A 16,211-nucleotide genomic window follows, 5' to 3' on the forward strand; every position below is an offset into this window, starting at 1 on the left:
CTCGTCCGACCAGTAGACGCGGGCTCCCCGGATCAGGTTGTACGCGGAAACGACCCATCCACGTAGCCGGTTGCGCCGAATCAGCGTTGAATGCCCATGGATGACCGAGAGGCGGAGCCGATGACGGACCACGGAACGGCGCGGAGGCCGGATCACCTGTCCGCTGTCCCAGCGCCCCCGACCGACGTCGGTGACCTGTTACGGGCCGTGGCGCGCGGCGACGAAGCCGCGTTCACGAAACTGTACGACCTGGTGGCGCCGCGGGTATACGGCCTGATCAGGCGGGTCCTGCGGGACCCGGCGCAGGCCGAGGAGGTCGCCCAGGAGGTGCTGGTCGAGGTGTGGCGCACGGCGGCGCGCTTCGACGGTGCCCGCGGTTCGGCGACGGCCTGGGTTTTCACGATCGCGCACCGTCGCGCGGTCGACCGGGTCCGCTCCGAGCAGTCGGCGGCCGATCGGACCCTGAAGGTCGGCGCCGCCTCGGTCGATACCCCCTATGACGAGGTTGCCGACGAGGTTTCCGGACGGCTTGAGCGCCAGCAGGTCCGGCGCTGCATGGACGACCTGACCGAGCTGCAACGACAGGCCGTGACGCTCGCTTATTACCAGGGCCACTCGTACCGCGAGGTGGCCGAACTGCTCAACGCGCCGCTGCCCACGGTGAAGACCCGGATGCGCGACGGCTTGATCCGGCTGCGTGACTGCCTGGGTGTGGAGGTGGCGGCATGACCCCAACAGATGTTCATTCGCTGGTCGGCGCATATGTGCTGGACGCGGTTGACGACCTCGAACGGGCCGCGTTCGAGCGGCACGTGCAGGAGTGCTCGTCGTGCCGGACCGAGCTGGACGAGCTGCGGGAGACCTCGGCGCGGATGGCGGACAGCACCTGGTCGGTGCCGCCGCCGCAGCTCAAGACGAGCGTGATGGCCGCGGTCGGGCGTACCCGTCAGCTGCCCCCGCCCGAGACCATCAAGCCGGAGCGCAAGCTTCGCGGTTCCCGCACCCAGCGGTGGACGCTGGCCGCGGCCGCCGCGGTGGTCCTGGCAGCCGGCACGGGCACGACCGTTTTTGCGATTCAGGATCAGCGGGTACGCGACCAGAGCGCGATCGCCTCGGCAGCCGAGCTCCGTCAGGAGCGCATCCAGTCGATCCTCGCCTCGCCGGACCTCGTCGTGCGGACGTCCCCGATGCGGGGCGGCGGCAAGGTGACCGTGGCCTCGTCAGCGACCAGGAACGCCTCGGTGGTCGCCCTGGGCGCCGACTCGGCACCCCGGTCCGGCCAGGCGTTCCAGCTCTGGTCGCTCCGCGGGGACACGGCGACCAGTGCCGGGGTGCTGGCCGCGGGGGAGGGCTCTGCGGTCCAGGTCGTCGACGGCCTGCCCGGCAACGACGGTCTCGGGGTGACCCTCGAGCCTGCCGGAGGCTCGAAGGTGCCGACGACGCCGCTGTTCGCCAAAGTTTCTCTGACGTAGACCCATCCGGTTGCTATTTCGGTCCGAATCAGTTGTGAAGGAAGAAATCACAACTGAGGGGTACAAAATGCGCAGCACCAAGTTCGCCGCCGTCGCCGCAGCCGCACTGTTCACCGTTTCGCTCGCCGCATGTGGGAGCGACTCGGACGACTCCACAGAGTCCGGCTCGGCGGCGGCACCCATGTCGACCTCCGCTGCCCCGATGGCGTCGGCCTCCGCCGCGACCGACAGCATGGTCAACTTCGGCGCCGGTTGTTCGGCCGTTCCGACCGACTCCACCGACCCGGGCAGCTTCGCCTCCATGGCGCAGGTGCCGGTCGCGACCGCCGCCTCGGGCAACCCGGTGCTGTCGACGCTGGTCACCGCGGTCAAGAAGGCCGGCCTGGTGGACACGCTCAACACCGCCGATGCGCTCACCGTCTTCGCCCCGGCCAACTCGGCGTTCGCCAAGATCCCGAAGGCCGACCTGGACAAGGTTCTCGCCGACAAGAAGACCCTGACCAGCGTGCTGACCTACCACGTGGTGGCCGGCAAGCTCACCCCGGCCGAGCTGGCTGGCACGCACAAGACCCTCGAGGGTGACACCGTCACGGTCACCGGCAGCGGCACCGACTTCAAGGTCGACGATGCCTCCGTGGTCTGTGGCAACGTGCAGACGGCGAACGCGACCGTCTACATCATCGACTCCGTTCTGATGCCGAAGAGCTGACCATGCTGCAGCGCACGGGAAAACCGGCGCTGATCGGCGTACTCTCCGCCGCCCTCGGGGTGGCCGCTGCGGAACTGCTCGCGGCGGCCACCCGGCCGGCAGCCGGACCGCTGGTCGCAGTCGGCGGAGCGGTCATCGACGCTGCGCCGACCCCGGTCAAGGAATTCGCGGTACGCACGCTCGGCACCAACGACAAACCTGTCCTGCTCGGCACGATCGCCCTGGTCCTCGTGCTCTTCACCGCCACGGTCGGCATCCTCAGCTTCCGGCGGCGCTGGATCGGCATCGCGGGCGCCGCAGTCTTCGGCATCGCCGGTGCGGCAGCAGCCCTGGCCCGCCCCGCGGCCGAGCTCTATGACGCGGTCCCCTCCCTCTTCGGCGCGGCGATCGCCGGCTTCCTGCTCTACCGCCTCTCCCGGCCGTCCCGCGAAGTTGTCATCAACCGGCGCAAGTTCCTGCGCGCCGCGATCGTGCTCAGCGGCGGCGCGCTGATCGCCGGCGGTGCCGCCGAGACGGTCAAGCGGGTCCGCGGCGGCGCGATCACCAAATCGCGCGAGGCCATCGCACTGCCCGCGGCGGCCGACCCGGCGAAACCCCTGCCCACCGGGATCGACCCCGGTTTCTACTCCGAGAAGCTCTACCGGGTGGACACCGCGCTCACCGTGCCGCGCATCGACGTGTCCACGTGGAAGCTGCGGATTCACGGCATGGTCGGCAAGGAGGTCTCCCTCAGCTTCGACGACCTGCTCAAACGCCCGCTGATCGAGCGGGACATCACCCTCAACTGCGTGTCGAACGAGGTCGGCGGGCCCTATGTCGGCACGGCTCGGTGGCTGGGCGTACCGCTCGCACCGCTGCTGGCCGAGCTGGGCGTCGACCCGGCGGCCGACCAGCTGGTTGCCCGTTCGATCGAGGGCATGACCATCGGCACGCCGGTCGCCACCATCAACGACGGCCGCGACGCGATGCTCGTGGTCGGCATGAACGGCGAACCGTTGCCGCTCGAGCACGGCTTCCCCGTTCGCATGCTCACCCCCGGCCTGTACGGCTACGCCGGCGCCTGCAAGTGGATCACCGAACTCGAGCTGACCACGTTCGCGGACTACGACGCCTACTGGGTCCAGCGCGGCTGGGGTGCTGAGGGCCCGGTGAAGACCGCGTCCCGCATCGACAAGCCGAAGCCGTTCGCCGACATCCAGGCCGGCAAGGTCAGCGTCGCCGGCGTCGCCTGGGCGCAGGGCCGCGGCATCCGCAACGTCGAGGTGCGCGTCGACGACCGCCCCTGGCAGAAGGCGGAACTCCTCCCGGTGCCGTCCTCGGACACGTGGGTCCAATGGCATTACGCCTGGCAGGCCACGGCCGGCCCGCACACCCTCTCGGTCCGCGCCACCGATGGCACCGGTGCGATCCAGCCGGAACAACGCGTCACGCCGTTCCCCGACGGCGCAACCGGCTGGCACACCATCACCGCGACAGTGGGATAACTGTCGCGACGGTTCGACCTTGCCGGCGAGGCGCTCGCCTCGCCGGCCAGACCCGTCAGGGGACGGTGCGCTCGATCGCCGCGGCGCCGTCGCGCTCGAGTTCTTCGCGGGCGTATTCAACGTGTGCCGGGGTCGGGTCCTTGCCCTCGGCCTCGGCCAGGTCCTCGGGGTCCCAGGGCTGGCCGGCGCCCGTGCGGATCGCGGGCAGCTCGCCCGGCGCCACGAATTCGGGCGTGTCCGCGTCGGGACCGCCGCCGGTGACGAATGCCTCCACCGCCACGTCGTCCTCGATGGCGTCCAGGACCTCGGGCTCTTCCTCCAGCGGCTGACGGATCTGCTCGGTCATCGCCCCTCCAAGATGGATGCCTGCATTTCTGTTTCTCCCGCATACCCCGTGCAAACACTTCTCAACGCGAGCCGCTCGTCACAGCGCGGTACGACGGAATAAATGGGACGATCACTCACTTCGGCGCCGTGCGAGCGTGATTCGGACAACCCTCGCGCGCATCGGATGGACGGTGAGTAGTGGGACGAATACATTTTTGCGGTGTCATCTGTGTGGGTGTGTCCGGCGGGGACGCGCACACTGATGGCGAGGGGAACGTGACTAGAGATGAGCGATCGCGGAGAAATGCAGCCGGACGGTCCACGATGACCAGCCTGCCCGACGCCGAGCGAGATGCGAGCGAGGTGGTGCGGCTCCTGATCGGGCTCGCCACGGCCATGGAGCGACGGGGTGCCGACCTCGATGACGAGCGCGAGATCCTGGCGGCGCTCGCCCGGGACGGCGGCGCGGCGGCCGCCCGGGTCCTGGAATATCTGCGCGTCCTGCAGGGTGCGGGGGATGGCGAAGCCGCTGCCGTGCCGGCCCACCTGGGCCCGTGGCGCGACTGGGTGCCCCCGCGCGGCAACCTTTTCGGTGGCGCGTCCGCCGCTTCCCGGATGGATGGCCTGCCGCGCCCCCGGCACCGCCGGGACCCGGGAGAATAACCCCTGGTCAGCTAGCTGTTGCCGCGCAGGGTGTCCGAGGGGCAGACCCCGAAACGCACGCGGTAGGCGGAGGCGAAACGCCCCAGATGCGCGAATCCCCACCGGTGCGCAATTGACGCCACGGTCGCGCGGGCCGGATCCTCGCGCAGCAACGCGTCATGGGCGCGGCTCAGGCGTACCTGCTGGAGGTACGTCATCGGCGCGCTGTCCACGTACCGTCGGAATCCCTCCTGCAGTGACCGCACGCTCACCCCGGCTATCGCGGCGAGATCGGCCACCGTGAAGGGCCTTTCCGGCTCGTCGTTGATGGCGTCGATGGCCCGCTGGATGGCTCGCGGCGGCCCTGCCTGTGCGGGGGCGTTCAGCTCGTCGGTGTAGCGGTGCGGGACGCTCAGCAGCAGCCCGCTGAGGACGCCCTGACGCAACTGCCCGGCGATGATCGGCTGGCTGAGCAGGCTGCCCGGGTGGGTGATCTCCCCGCGCAGCAATGCCACCAGCCGGGCCCAGCTGCGCAGTGGCCCCCGGGACATGTCGATGACCGGAGGCAGGCCGAGCGGGCCGTGCACCCGGTGACCGAGCATGGTGGCGAGCTCCGCCTCCAGGGCCGAGCGTTCGATCTTGACGTCCAGCTCGACGGAGTCCCTCTCGTGCAGCACGTAGACCGGGCCGCCCGGTCCGAACACGGCCGCCCGGCCCGGGAGGATCACCGCCTTGTGGCCCGCGTGGTGCGCATACAACTTTCCGGAGGTCGGGATGCTCAGGTGGTACGCGTCCAGCTCCGAGGCGATCGTCGTGATCGTGGTGCCCCCGTAGCCCAGCTGGCCGACGGTCAGCGGTCCGAGTTGGATCACATCCGCCCGGAACGAGAAGCCTTCCGCCCCCTCCGGCACCCCCACCGCTACCGGGTAATAGAACCGGTTTAGCAAGAATCGTGTTTCGTCGATATCAACACTGTTGACACTTGCTGAGGCGGGAGCCTCCACAGGCGATGTGACCGTCCTGAAGTGAACGTCATTCATCTCGTATGGCACTCCTACGCATACGCTGAGTATTCGTAAGGTGTACCCGATCGTCAATGTTCGTGCCACCGGGTGACCGTTCCAGCACATTCCGGCTCGATGAACTACTCTGGCGTTCCGCGCCTACCTGGCGTAACTTGCAGACCAGCGGATTGTTGTTGAGCCGCAATGTCGGCCGGTGCCTTGGTGAGGCACCGGGCTGTCCCCCATTTGCCGGCAATCCGGCTGAGTTCCGGGGTGCAGCAGACTCCGCAGGAGGTTCGGCGTCGCCCGCACGACGCCAGGACAGGAAGAGGGCAGCCGTGTATCTGCCGATCACCACTCGTCAGTTGGCCGATGGCACCATTGAGATCGCGCCCAGTGGCGAGATCGACCTCGACAACGCCCACGTCATGCGAGACGCCGTCAACGACGTCCTGACCTCGCAGACGCCGGGCCGGATAGACCTCGACCTGCAACGCGTCATGCTGATCGACAGCATCGGCATCGGTATTCTCGTCGCCTGCTTCCACACGGCGGCGGCGTCCGGTGTCAAGCTGGTGGTCAGCCATCCGAGTCCGACCGTCTACCGCCAGCTCTGGATCTCGGGCCTCGTCGGCCTGCTGGGCTGTGCGGAACCCCCGTCACCGCGTACTTCTGTCGGTCTGCGCCCGAGCTGACCCACCCCACTCGTCTTCCCTGTTGCCGCAGGGGAGGCGGGTGAAACCCCGTTGCCGCGGGGAGCGGGTGTCCGTCCGCGAGAATGCAGCACATGACAGTGCTCCGGTCCGTCGCGTTGTTCCTGCTGGCCGCGCTTGCTGAGATCGGCGGTGCGTGGCTGGTCTGGCAGGGCGTCCGGGAGCATCGAGGGCTGGTGTTCGCCGGTGCCGGGGTGGTCGCGCTCGGGGCGTACGGGTTCGTGGCGACGCTGCAGCCCGACGCGAACTTCGGCCGCATCCTGGCCGCGTACGGCGGCGTCTTCGTGGCGGGTTCACTCGTCTGGGGGATGCTCGTCGACGGGTTCCGGCCCGACCGCTGGGACCTGATCGGGGCGGCCCTGTGCCTCGCCGGGGTCGGCGTCATCATGTACGCCCCGCGCGGAGCCTGAGGAAAAGGCCCGGGTCGCCCCGGGCCTTTTCTCCATATTGTGTAGAAATCAGTGCAGCGGAAGCCCGGCTTCTTCCTGGGCCCGGCGCTCGTCACCACTCATCGTGTGCAGCGGCTTCTCCTTGACGAAGACCACCGCCACGAAGGCGAGGGCGGCGATCGGTGCGGCCACCAGGAACAGCTCCGAGGTCGCCTGGGCGTAGATGTTCGCCACGATCGCGCGGGCCTGCTCCGGCAATGTGGTCAGATCGGGCACCGCTGCCGTCCCGCCGGTCGCTGCCTGCGGGAACTTCTCGGCGAACAGCGACGTCACCTTGCCGGCCAGCACCGCGCCCAGGGCGCTGACCCCGATCGCGCCACCCATGCTGCGGAAGAACGTCAGCGTGGAGGTGGCCGCGCCCAGCTCGTTCGCCGGGACGTCGTTCTGCGCCGCGAGCACGAGGTTCTGCATCAGCATGCCGACGCCGGCCCCGAGCACGAACATCCAGATCGACAGCATCAGTACGCTCGTGTGCTCGTCGATCGTGCTGAGCAGCAGCATCCCGGCCGTCATCACGATCGCGCCGGCGACCAGGTAGCGCTTCCACCTGCCGTACTTGGTGATCAGCTGACCCGCGACCGTCGACGAGACCAGCAGACCGAAGATCATCGGCAGGCTCATCAGGCCGGCCACCGTCGGCGACTTCCCGAGCGACACCTGGAAGTACTGCGACAGGAAGACCGTGCCACCGAACATGGCCACACCGACCAGCACGCTGGCGATCACGGTCAGGGAGACCGTGCGGTTGCGGAAGATGCTGAGCGGGATGATCGGCTCGGTCGCCTTCGACTCCGCCCAGACGGCTAGCGCGAGCAGCACCACGCCCGCCGCCACGAAGATCGCCGAGGTGCCGGACACCCAGTCGTACTTGTCGCCGGCGAGCGTCGACCAGATCAGCAGCGTGCTGACCCCGGCCGTGATCAGGAAAGCGCCCAGCCAGTCGATGCTCAACTTGCGGCGCACGGTCGGGAGGTTGAGCGTGCGCTGCAGCAGCAGGATCGCGGCGACGGAGAACGGCACCCCGATGAAGAAGCACCAGCGCCAGCCCAGCCAGCTGGTGTCGACGAGCAGCCCGCCGATCAACGGCCCGGCGATCGTGGCGACACCGAAGACCGCACCGAACATGCCGGAGTAACGGCCCAGCTCACGCGGCGGGATCATCGCCGCCATGACGATCGTGGCGAGCGCCGTCATGCCGCCCGCGCCGACGCCCTGCACCACGCGGCTGACGATGAGCAGCTCCACGTTCGGCGCGAAGCCGGCGATCAGCGAACCCGCCACGAACAACCCGAGCGAGAGCTGGATGAGCAGCTTCTTGCTGTAGAGGTCGGCCATCTTGCCCCACAGCGGCACGGTCGCCGTCATGGCCAGCAGCTCGGTGGTGACGATCCAGGTGTAGACGGACTGCGAGCCGCCCAGGTCGGCGATGATCCGGGGCAGCGCGTTGGACACCACCGTCGAGGCCAGGATGGTCACGAACATGCCCATCATCAGGCCGGACAGGGCCTGGATGACCTCGCGGTGCGTCATCCGGCCGGCGGTCTCGGCGCTGCTCACCGTTTCCGCGGGGACCGCTGCTTCCGCCTCCGCTTGCACGCCTTGCGTGTCAGAGCTCATTTCTTCTCTCATTGATCGGATCTGCCGGATCTTGCTCGTCACGGGGACTCTGTCCGCCCGGGGATCCCTGTTCGCCCCGGGGATCTGCCAGGCCGGTTGCCAGGTAGCTGAATGCCTCGTCAACCAGGTCGGTCAGGGGTCGCCGGGCGCTCGGCCAGCGCATCATCGCGGTGCGCACCGCTCCGCCGGCCGCAGCCGCGAAGACTGCCGGATAGGGGTGGGCCTGAGGCAGGCCCAGACGCTTGGCCACGACTCGGACCAGCTGATTCTCGGCGGCGCTGCTGCGGGCGATCAGGCTCAGGATCAGCGACGGATTGGCCTCCATCACCCGCATGCGCAGGAACCAGACGTCCCGGTCATCCTGCATGGCGGTCAGGCCCGGCGCCATCGCATTTAAAAAGGCCTCGACGACGGGTACGCCGGGAGCCGCCGACAGGAGCCGCTCCCCGGTGCCGTCGTCCTCGACGAACAGGTCGCCGGTGATCGCCTCGTCCTTGCTGGCGAAGTAGTTGAAGAACGTGCGCGGCGACACGTCTGCGGCGTCGGCGATGTCCTCGACGGTGACGTGGTCGAGCCCGCGCTCGTCGACCAGCCGCAGCGCAGCCTCGATCAGCGCCTGACGCGTCTGCTGTTTCTTGCGGTCGCGCCGTCCGGTCTTCACGTCGTCCACCGGGTCACCGTACGGTCGAACTTGCAGTCGCTGCAAACTTTTATCGACTGCAAGTGGCGTACGCCATTCCGCCTACCGGGTGAAGGGAGTTGGACGCGCTCCGTAATGCGCGGCACCCTGGCCGCATGACGAAGCGCGGCGTGGTCATCTCCGCGACGGCCCCGAAGGCCGTACGTCCGGAATCGATTACGGTTGAATGATCATGCGGCGGCATTTCATCGGCACAACCCTCACCGTGTACGCACTGAGCGTCATCGCCGTAACCATCTTCCCCATCCACCCGCACCCGGCGTCCTACTGGGCGGGCGACCCGTTCAGCGACATGCTCCGCTGGATCCCCGGCGACGTGGACGGCCCCAGCTTCACCCTGAACGTCATCATGTTCATCCCGTTCGGCATCCTGCTGCCCCTGCTCTGGCGCGGATCCGACGGCTACCTGCCGATGCTGCTCCGCTCCGGGCTGGCCAGCGCGACGATCGAACTCGCGCAGCTGGTCCTCGGCCTGACGGTGGGCAGCCGGCGAACGGTGGACATCAACGACCTGATCGCCAACACGGCCGGCGCCCTGATCGGCCTGCTCATCCTGCACCTGGCGATCCCCGACCCCGACCACCGCGCCCGGGCCACTTCCTCCGGCCGGCCTTAGCCGCTGCCTTAGCCGCCGCCTTGTCGGGGGCGGGCCTTGGTCCCGACCGGCCTGTTTTAGTCCCGACCGGCCGGCCCCGGTTGCGGCCGACCGGACAATTCGGACAGTTACACCAGCAGGTCAGGCTCTACATGGTGAATCTTGATCGGCATCCCGTCCGGCGTCTCCACATGCAGCCGAACCCCGACCTCGGGATCGTCAGCCACCTCCACGATGGTGATGTCCCGCTCCCGCAACATCTGTTCAAGTCGATCCAAGGGCATCGTCGCGGAGAAGTTCAACTCCACGGTGCTCTCCCCCCGAGAGGGATCAGGCGGCCGCACAACAAGCCCGATCTGGGCATTCCCGACCTGCATGAGCACCCACTCCCCATCCCGGTCACCATGGATGAGCTCGCCGCCCATAGCCTCATAAAAATTCACAGCAGCCGGCATGTCCGCCACATGCACCATCGGCTGCAACTTCAACCCAGGAAACGGCGCCCGAGGCGCCGGCCGCACAGGAACCTTCGCCACCCCCCGCTGATTCCGAGGCCGAGGCCCCCCAGCCTTGGCCCGGCCCTCCCCAGCCCTGTTCCCACCCCGCCCCACCCCCTGCTCAACCCGCCGCTCCCCACCCTGCTCCGGCGCCCGCCCTTGAGCCCGCTGTGGGTCCTGCCCTTGCGCCCGCTCTGCACCCTGCCCTTGCGCGCGCTCTCCGGTCTGCCTCTGCGTCCGCTGTGCGTCCTGCCCCTGCGTCCGCTCTCCGTCCTGAGCCCGCGCCCGCTCCGCGCCCTGCCCCTGCGCCCGCAACCCGCCCGGATTCTGCGCCGCGGGCCGCGCCGGCGACTGCGCACCCCCAGCCCGCTGCGGCGCCTGCTCCACGGCCTGATCCGGAGCGGAAGCCCGCCCTCTAACCGTCACACCATCACCCGCACCCGTCATCGTCATCCCCTCACCCATGTGGCCCCGTCCGGCATCCCCCCTGATCAGACGATCCCGACCCGGCTCCTCCTGCTCCACCAGCTGCTCCATCGCCTGCTCCCGGCCCCTCTGCTCCTGGCCCGCCGGCCCACGGATCGCCTGCCCCTGGCCAACCTGCTGCCGAACCCTCTGCTCCGGGCCAATCTGCTCCGGGCCAACCCGTTCCGGGCCAATCTGCTCCGGGCCAACCTGCCCCGGGCCAACCCGTTCCGGGCCAACCGGCTGCCGGCCAACCTGCCGCAGGTCCGTCTGGCCCTGGTTTGCGTGCTCTCGGCTGGCTGGGCCCTGGCTTGCGTGCTCTCGGCCGGTTGGTCCCTGGCTTGCTGATCCCTGGTCCATCTGTTCACCGGCTACCGGCATGCCGGCATCCCTTGCGTCGCCTTCCCGGGTTGAGCGCTCGTGTTCAGCTCGGCCCACTGCGGCCATATCCGCTGCGGCTTGCCCTTGAGAGGCGGCCTGCCCCTGGAAACCACGGCCCGGGATGCTCTGGCCTGACGCGCTCTGGCTCTGCGCGTCTTGGACTTGGGGACCTTGGCCTTGGGCGGACACCCGGCCCTGAACGGTCTGGTCATGAACGGCTCGACCCGACCCTGTCTGACGTTGGCCTGTCTGACGTTGGCCGGTCTGACCTGGCCGGATCTGACCTGGACCGGTCTGGCCTGGCCCGGTCTGACTCGGGCTGGTCTGACTCGGGCTGGTCTGACTCGGGCTGGTCTGGCCTGGACCGGTCTGGCCTGGACCGGTCTGGCTTGGACCGGTCTGGGTAGGGGCCGGCTCGGCGGGTGGGCCGGCGGACCGGGTGGGGGCCGGTTGGGCCAGGAAGGGTGGGGCGATCGGGCGGGGGTCGGAGGCGCTTCCGGTGACGGGGCGGCGCGGGCCCGGGGTGGGCGGCGCTGCGGGCTGCCGGCCCCGGGCGTTTGCCGCCTTGCCTCCGGTGTTCACCGGTCGTTCCTTGGCCATGGGCGGACTCCTGTCGGGCAGCGGACGGCGCCGGCGAGCTCGCCGCCACCGGTTGGCTCAACGATTCGCCTCCCGCATCGATGCAGCTCCCAGCGTGCCGACTTCGGTGGTCGGGGGAATCGGCACTTTCGCCTCGGGAGGGGCCCGGCTGACCGGTGTTCCCGGTCGCCGACCGGGCGAACGGCTCTCCGCCGAGGTTCCTGTCGGCACCTGCCGGATCCGCCGGGGTCACGGCCCGAACGTCCGCTTTCCGGCCCGCGAACAGCCCGGATCCTCCAGGACGATCGCGATCCGGCGGACCTCGTAGGGACGCACCGGGCCGGGATGCACCGGGCCGCGATGCACCGGGCCGGGTGCTTGATCGATCACGCCGGGATGTCTGCCTCCGATCTGTGGGCGGCGAGGATGCGGCGGGTGGTCAGGAGGCCGCCTATCGCGGGGAGGAGGGCGAGGAGGCGGGTGCGGGTGTCGGGGGACTCTCGCAGGGTTGTGCCGATGACGATCAGGTAGGCGCATCCGTGCAGTGGGCCGAGGAGGGTGGCGATCGCCGGCCAGTGGACGGTGGCCAGGTTGGTGAAGAGCAGGATGACCGAGGCCGGCTCGACAATCGCGGCGGTGCGGAGCCGCAGGGAAGGGGGCATGGTCAGGCTCCGGTTGTTGAGCCGGGGCGGACGATCATCAGGATGACGACGGCTGCCCAGATCAGGTTGAAGATGCCGGTGAGCATGCCGAGGCGGGCTGCGGTGGCGGGCAGTGGCGGGCCGGTCAGGGCGGCCGCCTGGCGGGGGAGGATTGCCAGGGCGAGGATCGCTGCCGCCGCGGCGGTCAGGGCCATGGAGATGATCAGCCAGATTTCGGTCAGTACGCCCAGGCTGCTCGCGGTGGCGAGGCCGAAGAGCGGGACCAGGATGCCGACGACCGCGTAGACCCGGCAGATCCGGTGGAGGGTACGCAGTGCCGGGGCCGTGTCGGGGGTGAGGCGGCGCAGGGTCGCGGGGAACATGCTGGCGGCGACGGCTACGGGGCCGATCGCGAGGATGGCTGCCAGGACGTGGAGGGAGAGGAGCACTTCTGTCACGTCTGTCGACCGTAGGGTCACGCCGGAACCGGGGACAGTGGCCGGAATGCCATAGGCCAACGGAGTTTAGCCAGGCGGCGGGATAGGCTCCGGGACCATGCATATCGTGGCCGTGCTCGCGTTGGAGAACGTGGTGCCGTTCGACCTGTCCACGCCTCTTGAGGTTTTCTCCCGCACGCGTCTGGCTGACGGATCATTTCCGTACGACGTCCGCGTCTGCGCCGTAACCGATGAGGTCGACGCCGGGGCGTTCACCCTGCGCGCGCCGTGGGGGCTGGACGTCCTCGCGATCGCTGACACGATTGTGCTGCCGGGGATCGCTGACGTGGCTCTGGGCGTACCCGAAGAGGTTGTAAAAGGGCTGCGGGAGGCCGCAGCGCGCGGCACCCGGATCGCGTCCATCTGTGCCGGCGCTTTTGTGCTGGCCGCGACCGGCCTGCTCGACGGGCTCCGGGCGACCACCCACTGGATCGCCGCACCCGAGTTGGCGGCGCGTCATCCGGCGGTCGAGGTGGACCCGGGCGTGCTCTACGTCGACAACGGACAGTTCCTGACCTCGGCGGGAGCGGCCGCGGGAATGGATCTCTGCCTGCACATGATCCGCCGGGACCACGGCTCGGCCGTTGCGGCGGACGCTGCCCGGTTGTCGGTCATGCCGCTGGAACGCGCGGGTGGTCAGGCGCAGTTCATCGTCCCCGAGCAGCCGCCCGCCCCGCGTGGCTCGACCATGGAACCGCTGTTGCGCTGGCTCGACGAGAGCGGGGACCGGGAGCTCACGACCGCTGAGATAGCCGCGCACGCCGGCATGAGCACCCGCACCCTGAACCGGCGTTTCCGCGAGCACACCGGCACGACGCCGCTGCAGTGGCTGCACCTGTCGCGCATCCGCCGGGCCCAGCACCTGCTCGAAACGACGGCTGAGGGCGTGGACCGGATCGGATCGACAGTCGGGTTCGGCTCGCCGACGGCCTTTCGTGACCGGTTCAAGCGCATCGTCGGGACCAGCCCGCACGCGTACCGGCATGCGTTCCGGTCGAGGGTCTGATCAGTCGTTGAGCTGGGCGCGCTCGATCTCGGCGAGGGTCGCCGTCAGCACCTGGCCGATCGGGTCCTCGCCGATGAGGTGGTCGATCAGCAGGGCGGCGTTCAGCGCGAGCGGCTCCGGTTTGGGGCTGGGCTCGCCGTCGTCCTCCCAGACGCCGAGGGCATTGGCGAGCAGGTAGAGCAGGACCTGGGGGTCGACCTCGGGGCTCCAGGGCAGGGCCGGCATGACGGTGGTGCTCAGCACCGCGCGCACGTCGTCGGCGTCGATGCCGTCCGGGTGCCGGGTCTCGAGGAGCAGTCGGACGGTCGTACCCAGGATCAGCCCGGTCTGGGCCTGGTCCTGGGCGCTGAGCTCGGCCACCGCCTCGGTCAGGGCCTGCTTGTCCTTGGCTTTCGCGGCTGTGACCGCCGCTGCCAGGGCCGCGGCGATGGGCCGGGCCGGCGCGGGCAGATGCCGCCACTGATTGGTCACGCCAAGACGCTATCCGGAGGGTCCGACAGCCCCGCAGCCGGAGGTTCCTGGCAAGGTGGGTTCCATGACGTTGCATGAGGTGCTGACCGCTCGCGTCGAGCGTGGCGAGTTCCCGGGGATCGTCACGCTCATCGCTCGCGGTGATGACGTCCGCGTCGACACGATCGGCGCGACCGCGTTCGAGGGCGGCGTCCCGATGCGCCGCGACACTGTTTTCCGGATCGCGTCGATGACCAAGCCGGTGCTCGCCGCCCTGACGCTGGTGCTGGCGCAGGATGATGTGCTCGATCTCGAGGAGCCGATCCACAAGGTGCTGCCGGAGCTCGCCGGTCAGCGGGTGCTGGCGCGCCCGGACGGCCCGCTCGACGAGACGGTTCCGCTGGAGCGCCCGGTCACCGTCGAGGACCTGCTGACCTTCCGGATGGGCACCGGCATGATCCTCAACCCGGCGACCGTGTGGCCCGTCGTCGAGGCGGCCGAGGAACTGCAACTCGCCCTCGGGGCCCCCGAGCCGCGTACGCCGTGGGAGCCCGACGAATGGATCCGCAGGTTCGCCACCCTGCCGCTCATGGTCCAGCCCGGCACGCAATGGCAGTACAACACCGCCTACAACGTCCTCGGCGTGCTGATCTCCCGCGCCGCAGGCAAACCGCTCGGTGAGGTGCTGCGGGAGCGCCTCCTCGACCCGCTCGGCATGCGCGAGACCGGGTTCTCGCTGCCGCCCGAGCGCGCCCGGGACCTTCCGGTGCACTACTCGAGCGACTCCGCCGACGGCTCGCTCACTGCCAACACCGCGACCGGCCCCGAGGTCTGGGCTCAGGACCCGTCGTTCCCCACCGGCGCGGGCGGCCTCGTCTCGACTGTGGACGAGTTTCACTCGTTCGCCCGGATGCTGCTCAACCGTGGCGTGCACGGCGGCACCCGGCTGCTGTCCGAGAAGTCCGTCGACCTGATGACCACCAACCACCTGACCCCCGAGCAGATCGCCGGCTCCGGCTTCCTCGACGGCGACGGCTGGGGCTTCGGCGTGGCGGTCAAGGACACCAACGGGCGGTACGGCTGGCCCGGCGGCTACGGCACCATCTGGTTCAACAACCGCCGCGAGAACCTGATCGCACTCGCGTTCACCCAGGCCAGCCACGTGCTCTGGAACGGCACGATGACCGACTTCGAGCGATTGGCGTACGAGTGATGCGCATCCTCACCCTCGACCACCTGGTCCTGACGGTCGCCTCGATCGACCGCACCCTGGCCTTCTACCGCGACGTGCTCGGCATGCGCGCCGAGTCGTTCGAGGGGGAGCGGTGGGCGCTGCACTTCGGCACCCAGAAGTTCAACCTCCACGAGGCCGGGCACGAGTTCGAACCCAAGGCGGCCCACCCGGCCCCCGGCACGGCCGACCTCTGCCTGATCGCCGCCACCCCGCTGGATGAGGTCATGGCCACCCTGGCCGAGCACGGGGTGCCCCTGATCGAGGGCCCGGTGACCCGCACCGGCGCCCAGGGCGAGATCCGCAGCGTCTATGTACGGGACCCCGACGACAACCTCGTGGAGATCGCGAACTACCCCGGGGCAGAGCCGTCATGACCAACCTCGACGTCGTCACCGCCTGGGTCGAGAACTACCGCGCGGCCTGGCTCTCCAACGACCCCGATGGGATCGGCGGCCTCTTCGCCGAGGACGCCGCCTATTTCACCGAGCCGTTCGCCGCTCCCTGGCTGGGCCGCGAGACCATCGTCGCCAAGTGGCTCGACCGCAAGGACGACCCGGGCACGTTCACCTTCACCTGGCACCCGGTGATCGTCACCGACGAGCTGGCCGTCATCGAGGGCCGCACCGCCTACACCGCACCTGCGGTCCGGGTCTTCCGCAACATGTGGGTGCTGCGCCTGGACAACAGCGGCCAGGCCCGCCAGTTCACCGAGTGGTGGATGCAGGAACCCGACAAATAGTCGGGCCAAC

General features: G+C 69.3%; 22 protein-coding genes. 13 read left to right on the forward strand and 9 right to left on the reverse strand.

The genetic code is table 11. The features are described 5' to 3' along the window. Positions 1-120: 120 nt before the first annotated feature. The 4 genes from Ahu01nite_RS29205 to Ahu01nite_RS29220 all read left to right on the forward strand — a co-directional run bounded on the left by Ahu01nite_RS29205 (position 121) and on the right by Ahu01nite_RS29220 (position 3,665). Positions 121-729, forward strand: a complete 609-nt coding sequence (locus tag Ahu01nite_RS29205) for a sigma-70 family RNA polymerase sigma factor (protein WP_203839999.1) — start codon at positions 121-123, stop codon at positions 727-729. Then, on the forward strand, positions 726-1,472 hold the full coding sequence (locus tag Ahu01nite_RS29210; RefSeq protein WP_203839869.1) for an anti-sigma factor: 747 nt from the start codon (positions 726-728) through the stop codon (positions 1,470-1,472). The genes Ahu01nite_RS29205 and Ahu01nite_RS29210 overlap by 4 nt, the downstream gene beginning before the upstream one ends. A gap of 67 nt (positions 1,473-1,539) precedes the next feature. After that, complete coding sequence (locus Ahu01nite_RS29215; protein WP_203839870.1) at positions 1,540-2,181, forward strand: fasciclin domain-containing protein; 642 nt, start codon at positions 1,540-1,542, stop codon at positions 2,179-2,181. Positions 2,182-2,183: 2 nt separating this feature from the next. After that, positions 2,184-3,665 carry a molybdopterin-dependent oxidoreductase gene (locus Ahu01nite_RS29220; protein WP_203839871.1) on the forward strand — a complete coding sequence of 494 codons (1,482 nt, stop codon included), beginning with the start codon at positions 2,184-2,186 and terminating at the stop codon, positions 3,663-3,665. 55 nt (positions 3,666-3,720) lie between these two features. Here Ahu01nite_RS29220 and Ahu01nite_RS29225 read toward each other — a convergent pair whose 3' ends face one another. Next, complete coding sequence (locus Ahu01nite_RS29225; protein WP_203839872.1) at positions 3,721-4,011, reverse strand: hypothetical protein; 291 nt, start codon at positions 4,009-4,011, stop codon at positions 3,721-3,723. 305 nt (positions 4,012-4,316) lie between these two features. Here Ahu01nite_RS29225 and Ahu01nite_RS29230 point away from each other — a divergent pair, with 305 nt between their 5' ends. Continuing rightward, positions 4,317-4,655 (forward strand): hypothetical protein, encoded by a 339-nt coding sequence (locus Ahu01nite_RS29230; protein ID WP_203839873.1) that lies wholly within the window; start codon positions 4,317-4,319, stop codon positions 4,653-4,655. Positions 4,656-4,666: 11 nt separating this feature from the next. Here the strand turns inward: Ahu01nite_RS29230 and Ahu01nite_RS29235 are convergent, their stop codons facing one another. Continuing rightward, a complete protein-coding gene (locus Ahu01nite_RS29235) occupies positions 4,667-5,674 on the reverse strand; it encodes an AraC family transcriptional regulator (protein WP_203839874.1) in 1,008 nt (335 codons plus the stop codon). A 302-nt stretch (positions 5,675-5,976) separates the two neighbouring features. On the opposite strand from Ahu01nite_RS29235, the gene Ahu01nite_RS29240 reads away from it, so the two are divergent. Then, positions 5,977-6,333 carry an STAS domain-containing protein gene (locus Ahu01nite_RS29240; protein WP_203839875.1) on the forward strand — a complete coding sequence of 119 codons (357 nt, stop codon included), beginning with the start codon at positions 5,977-5,979 and terminating at the stop codon, positions 6,331-6,333. Positions 6,334-6,425: 92 nt separating this feature from the next. Then, the gene (locus Ahu01nite_RS29245) at positions 6,426-6,761 is read left to right on the forward strand and encodes a YnfA family protein (protein ID WP_203839876.1); all 336 of its coding nucleotides are present in this window, start codon (positions 6,426-6,428) and stop codon (positions 6,759-6,761) included. 48 nt (positions 6,762-6,809) lie between these two features. Here the strand turns inward: Ahu01nite_RS29245 and Ahu01nite_RS29250 are convergent, their stop codons facing one another. Beyond that, positions 6,810-8,417 (reverse strand): MDR family MFS transporter, encoded by a 1,608-nt coding sequence (locus Ahu01nite_RS29250; RefSeq protein ID WP_203839877.1) that lies wholly within the window; start codon positions 8,415-8,417, stop codon positions 6,810-6,812. Next, positions 8,407-9,087 carry a TetR/AcrR family transcriptional regulator gene (locus Ahu01nite_RS29255; RefSeq protein WP_203839878.1) on the reverse strand — a complete coding sequence of 227 codons (681 nt, stop codon included), beginning with the start codon at positions 9,085-9,087 and terminating at the stop codon, positions 8,407-8,409. The genes Ahu01nite_RS29250 and Ahu01nite_RS29255 overlap by 11 nt, the downstream gene beginning before the upstream one ends. Positions 9,088-9,289: 202 nt before the next feature. Between Ahu01nite_RS29255 and Ahu01nite_RS29260 the strand changes: the two genes are divergently transcribed. Next, positions 9,290-9,733, forward strand: a complete 444-nt coding sequence (locus tag Ahu01nite_RS29260; RefSeq protein ID WP_203839879.1) for a VanZ family protein — start codon at positions 9,290-9,292, stop codon at positions 9,731-9,733. Between the two features lie 107 nt (positions 9,734-9,840). Here Ahu01nite_RS29260 and Ahu01nite_RS29265 read toward each other — a convergent pair whose 3' ends face one another. Then, positions 9,841-10,185 (reverse strand): VOC family protein, encoded by a 345-nt coding sequence (locus Ahu01nite_RS29265; protein ID WP_203839880.1) that lies wholly within the window; start codon positions 10,183-10,185, stop codon positions 9,841-9,843. 183 nt (positions 10,186-10,368) lie between these two features. On the opposite strand from Ahu01nite_RS29265, the gene Ahu01nite_RS29270 reads away from it, so the two are divergent. Next, positions 10,369-11,022, forward strand: a complete 654-nt coding sequence (locus Ahu01nite_RS29270; RefSeq protein ID WP_203839881.1) for a hypothetical protein — start codon at positions 10,369-10,371, stop codon at positions 11,020-11,022. Between the two features lie 861 nt (positions 11,023-11,883). Here Ahu01nite_RS29270 and Ahu01nite_RS29275 read toward each other — a convergent pair. The 3 genes from Ahu01nite_RS29275 to Ahu01nite_RS29285 are packed head-to-tail and all read right to left on the reverse strand — an operon-like array spanning position 11,884 to position 12,733. Further along, positions 11,884-12,024, reverse strand: a complete 141-nt coding sequence (locus Ahu01nite_RS29275) for a hypothetical protein (RefSeq protein WP_203839882.1) — start codon at positions 12,022-12,024, stop codon at positions 11,884-11,886. Next, complete coding sequence (locus Ahu01nite_RS29280) at positions 12,021-12,296, reverse strand: DUF3817 domain-containing protein (RefSeq protein ID WP_203839883.1); 276 nt, start codon at positions 12,294-12,296, stop codon at positions 12,021-12,023. The genes Ahu01nite_RS29275 and Ahu01nite_RS29280 overlap by 4 nt, the downstream gene beginning before the upstream one ends. 2 nt (positions 12,297-12,298) lie before the next feature. Next, a complete protein-coding gene (locus Ahu01nite_RS29285; protein WP_203839884.1) occupies positions 12,299-12,733 on the reverse strand; it encodes a hypothetical protein in 435 nt (144 codons plus the stop codon). Between the two features lie 97 nt (positions 12,734-12,830). Here Ahu01nite_RS29285 and Ahu01nite_RS29290 point away from each other — a divergent pair, with 97 nt between their 5' ends. Continuing rightward, the gene (locus Ahu01nite_RS29290; protein WP_203839885.1) at positions 12,831-13,778 is read left to right on the forward strand and encodes a GlxA family transcriptional regulator; all 948 of its coding nucleotides are present in this window, start codon (positions 12,831-12,833) and stop codon (positions 13,776-13,778) included. Here Ahu01nite_RS29290 and Ahu01nite_RS29295 read toward each other — a convergent pair whose 3' ends face one another. Next, complete coding sequence (locus Ahu01nite_RS29295; protein ID WP_203839886.1) at positions 13,779-14,249, reverse strand: hypothetical protein; 471 nt, start codon at positions 14,247-14,249, stop codon at positions 13,779-13,781. 64 nt (positions 14,250-14,313) lie between these two features. Between Ahu01nite_RS29295 and Ahu01nite_RS29300 the strand changes: the two genes are divergently transcribed. The 3 genes from Ahu01nite_RS29300 to Ahu01nite_RS29310 are packed head-to-tail and all read left to right on the forward strand — an operon-like array spanning position 14,314 to position 16,201. Then, the gene (locus Ahu01nite_RS29300) at positions 14,314-15,441 is read left to right on the forward strand and encodes a serine hydrolase domain-containing protein (RefSeq protein WP_203839887.1); all 1,128 of its coding nucleotides are present in this window, start codon (positions 14,314-14,316) and stop codon (positions 15,439-15,441) included. Next, positions 15,441-15,836 carry a VOC family protein gene (locus Ahu01nite_RS29305; RefSeq protein WP_203839888.1) on the forward strand — a complete coding sequence of 132 codons (396 nt, stop codon included), beginning with the start codon at positions 15,441-15,443 and terminating at the stop codon, positions 15,834-15,836. Before Ahu01nite_RS29300 ends, Ahu01nite_RS29305 begins: the two co-directional genes overlap by 1 nt. Further along, entirely contained in the window at positions 15,833-16,201 is a 369-nt protein-coding gene (locus tag Ahu01nite_RS29310; RefSeq protein WP_203839889.1) for a YybH family protein, read from the forward strand. Before Ahu01nite_RS29305 ends, Ahu01nite_RS29310 begins: the two co-directional genes overlap by 4 nt. The last annotated feature ends 10 nt before the right edge of the window (positions 16,202-16,211 follow it).

The organism is Winogradskya humida (assembly GCF_016862215.1).
In the GTDB taxonomy this organism is placed as follows: Bacteria; Actinomycetota; Actinomycetes; order Mycobacteriales; family Micromonosporaceae; genus Actinoplanes; species Actinoplanes humidus.

Bases quoted from the DNA above. Each gene is read 5' to 3' on its own strand.
- Ahu01nite_RS29205 (WP_203839999.1), top strand. From the start codon at position 121: ATGACGGACCACGGAACGGCGCGGAGGCCGGATCACCTGTCCGCTGTC.
- Ahu01nite_RS29210 (WP_203839869.1), top strand. From the start codon at position 726: ATGACCCCAACAGATGTTCATTCGCTGGTCGGCGCATATGTGCTGGAC.
- Ahu01nite_RS29215 (WP_203839870.1), top strand. From the start codon at position 1,540: ATGCGCAGCACCAAGTTCGCCGCCGTCGCCGCAGCCGCACTGTTCACC.
- Ahu01nite_RS29220 (WP_203839871.1), top strand. From the start codon at position 2,184: ATGCTGCAGCGCACGGGAAAACCGGCGCTGATCGGCGTACTCTCCGCC.
- Ahu01nite_RS29225 (WP_203839872.1), bottom strand. From the start codon at position 4,011: ATGACCGAGCAGATCCGTCAGCCGCTGGAGGAAGAGCCCGAGGTCCTG.
- Ahu01nite_RS29230 (WP_203839873.1), top strand. From the start codon at position 4,317: ATGACCAGCCTGCCCGACGCCGAGCGAGATGCGAGCGAGGTGGTGCGG.
- Ahu01nite_RS29235 (WP_203839874.1), bottom strand. From the start codon at position 5,674: ATGAATGACGTTCACTTCAGGACGGTCACATCGCCTGTGGAGGCTCCC.
- Ahu01nite_RS29245 (WP_203839876.1), top strand. From the start codon at position 6,426: ATGACAGTGCTCCGGTCCGTCGCGTTGTTCCTGCTGGCCGCGCTTGCT.
- Ahu01nite_RS29250 (WP_203839877.1), bottom strand. From the start codon at position 8,417: ATGAGCTCTGACACGCAAGGCGTGCAAGCGGAGGCGGAAGCAGCGGTC.
- Ahu01nite_RS29260 (WP_203839879.1), top strand. From the start codon at position 9,290: ATGCGGCGGCATTTCATCGGCACAACCCTCACCGTGTACGCACTGAGC.
- Ahu01nite_RS29265 (WP_203839880.1), bottom strand. From the start codon at position 10,185: ATGGTGCATGTGGCGGACATGCCGGCTGCTGTGAATTTTTATGAGGCT.
- Ahu01nite_RS29280 (WP_203839883.1), bottom strand. From the start codon at position 12,296: ATGCCCCCTTCCCTGCGGCTCCGCACCGCCGCGATTGTCGAGCCGGCC.
- Ahu01nite_RS29290 (WP_203839885.1), top strand. From the start codon at position 12,831: ATGCATATCGTGGCCGTGCTCGCGTTGGAGAACGTGGTGCCGTTCGAC.
- Ahu01nite_RS29300 (WP_203839887.1), top strand. From the start codon at position 14,314: ATGACGTTGCATGAGGTGCTGACCGCTCGCGTCGAGCGTGGCGAGTTC.
- Ahu01nite_RS29305 (WP_203839888.1), top strand. From the start codon at position 15,441: ATGCGCATCCTCACCCTCGACCACCTGGTCCTGACGGTCGCCTCGATC.
- Ahu01nite_RS29310 (WP_203839889.1), top strand. From the start codon at position 15,833: ATGACCAACCTCGACGTCGTCACCGCCTGGGTCGAGAACTACCGCGCG.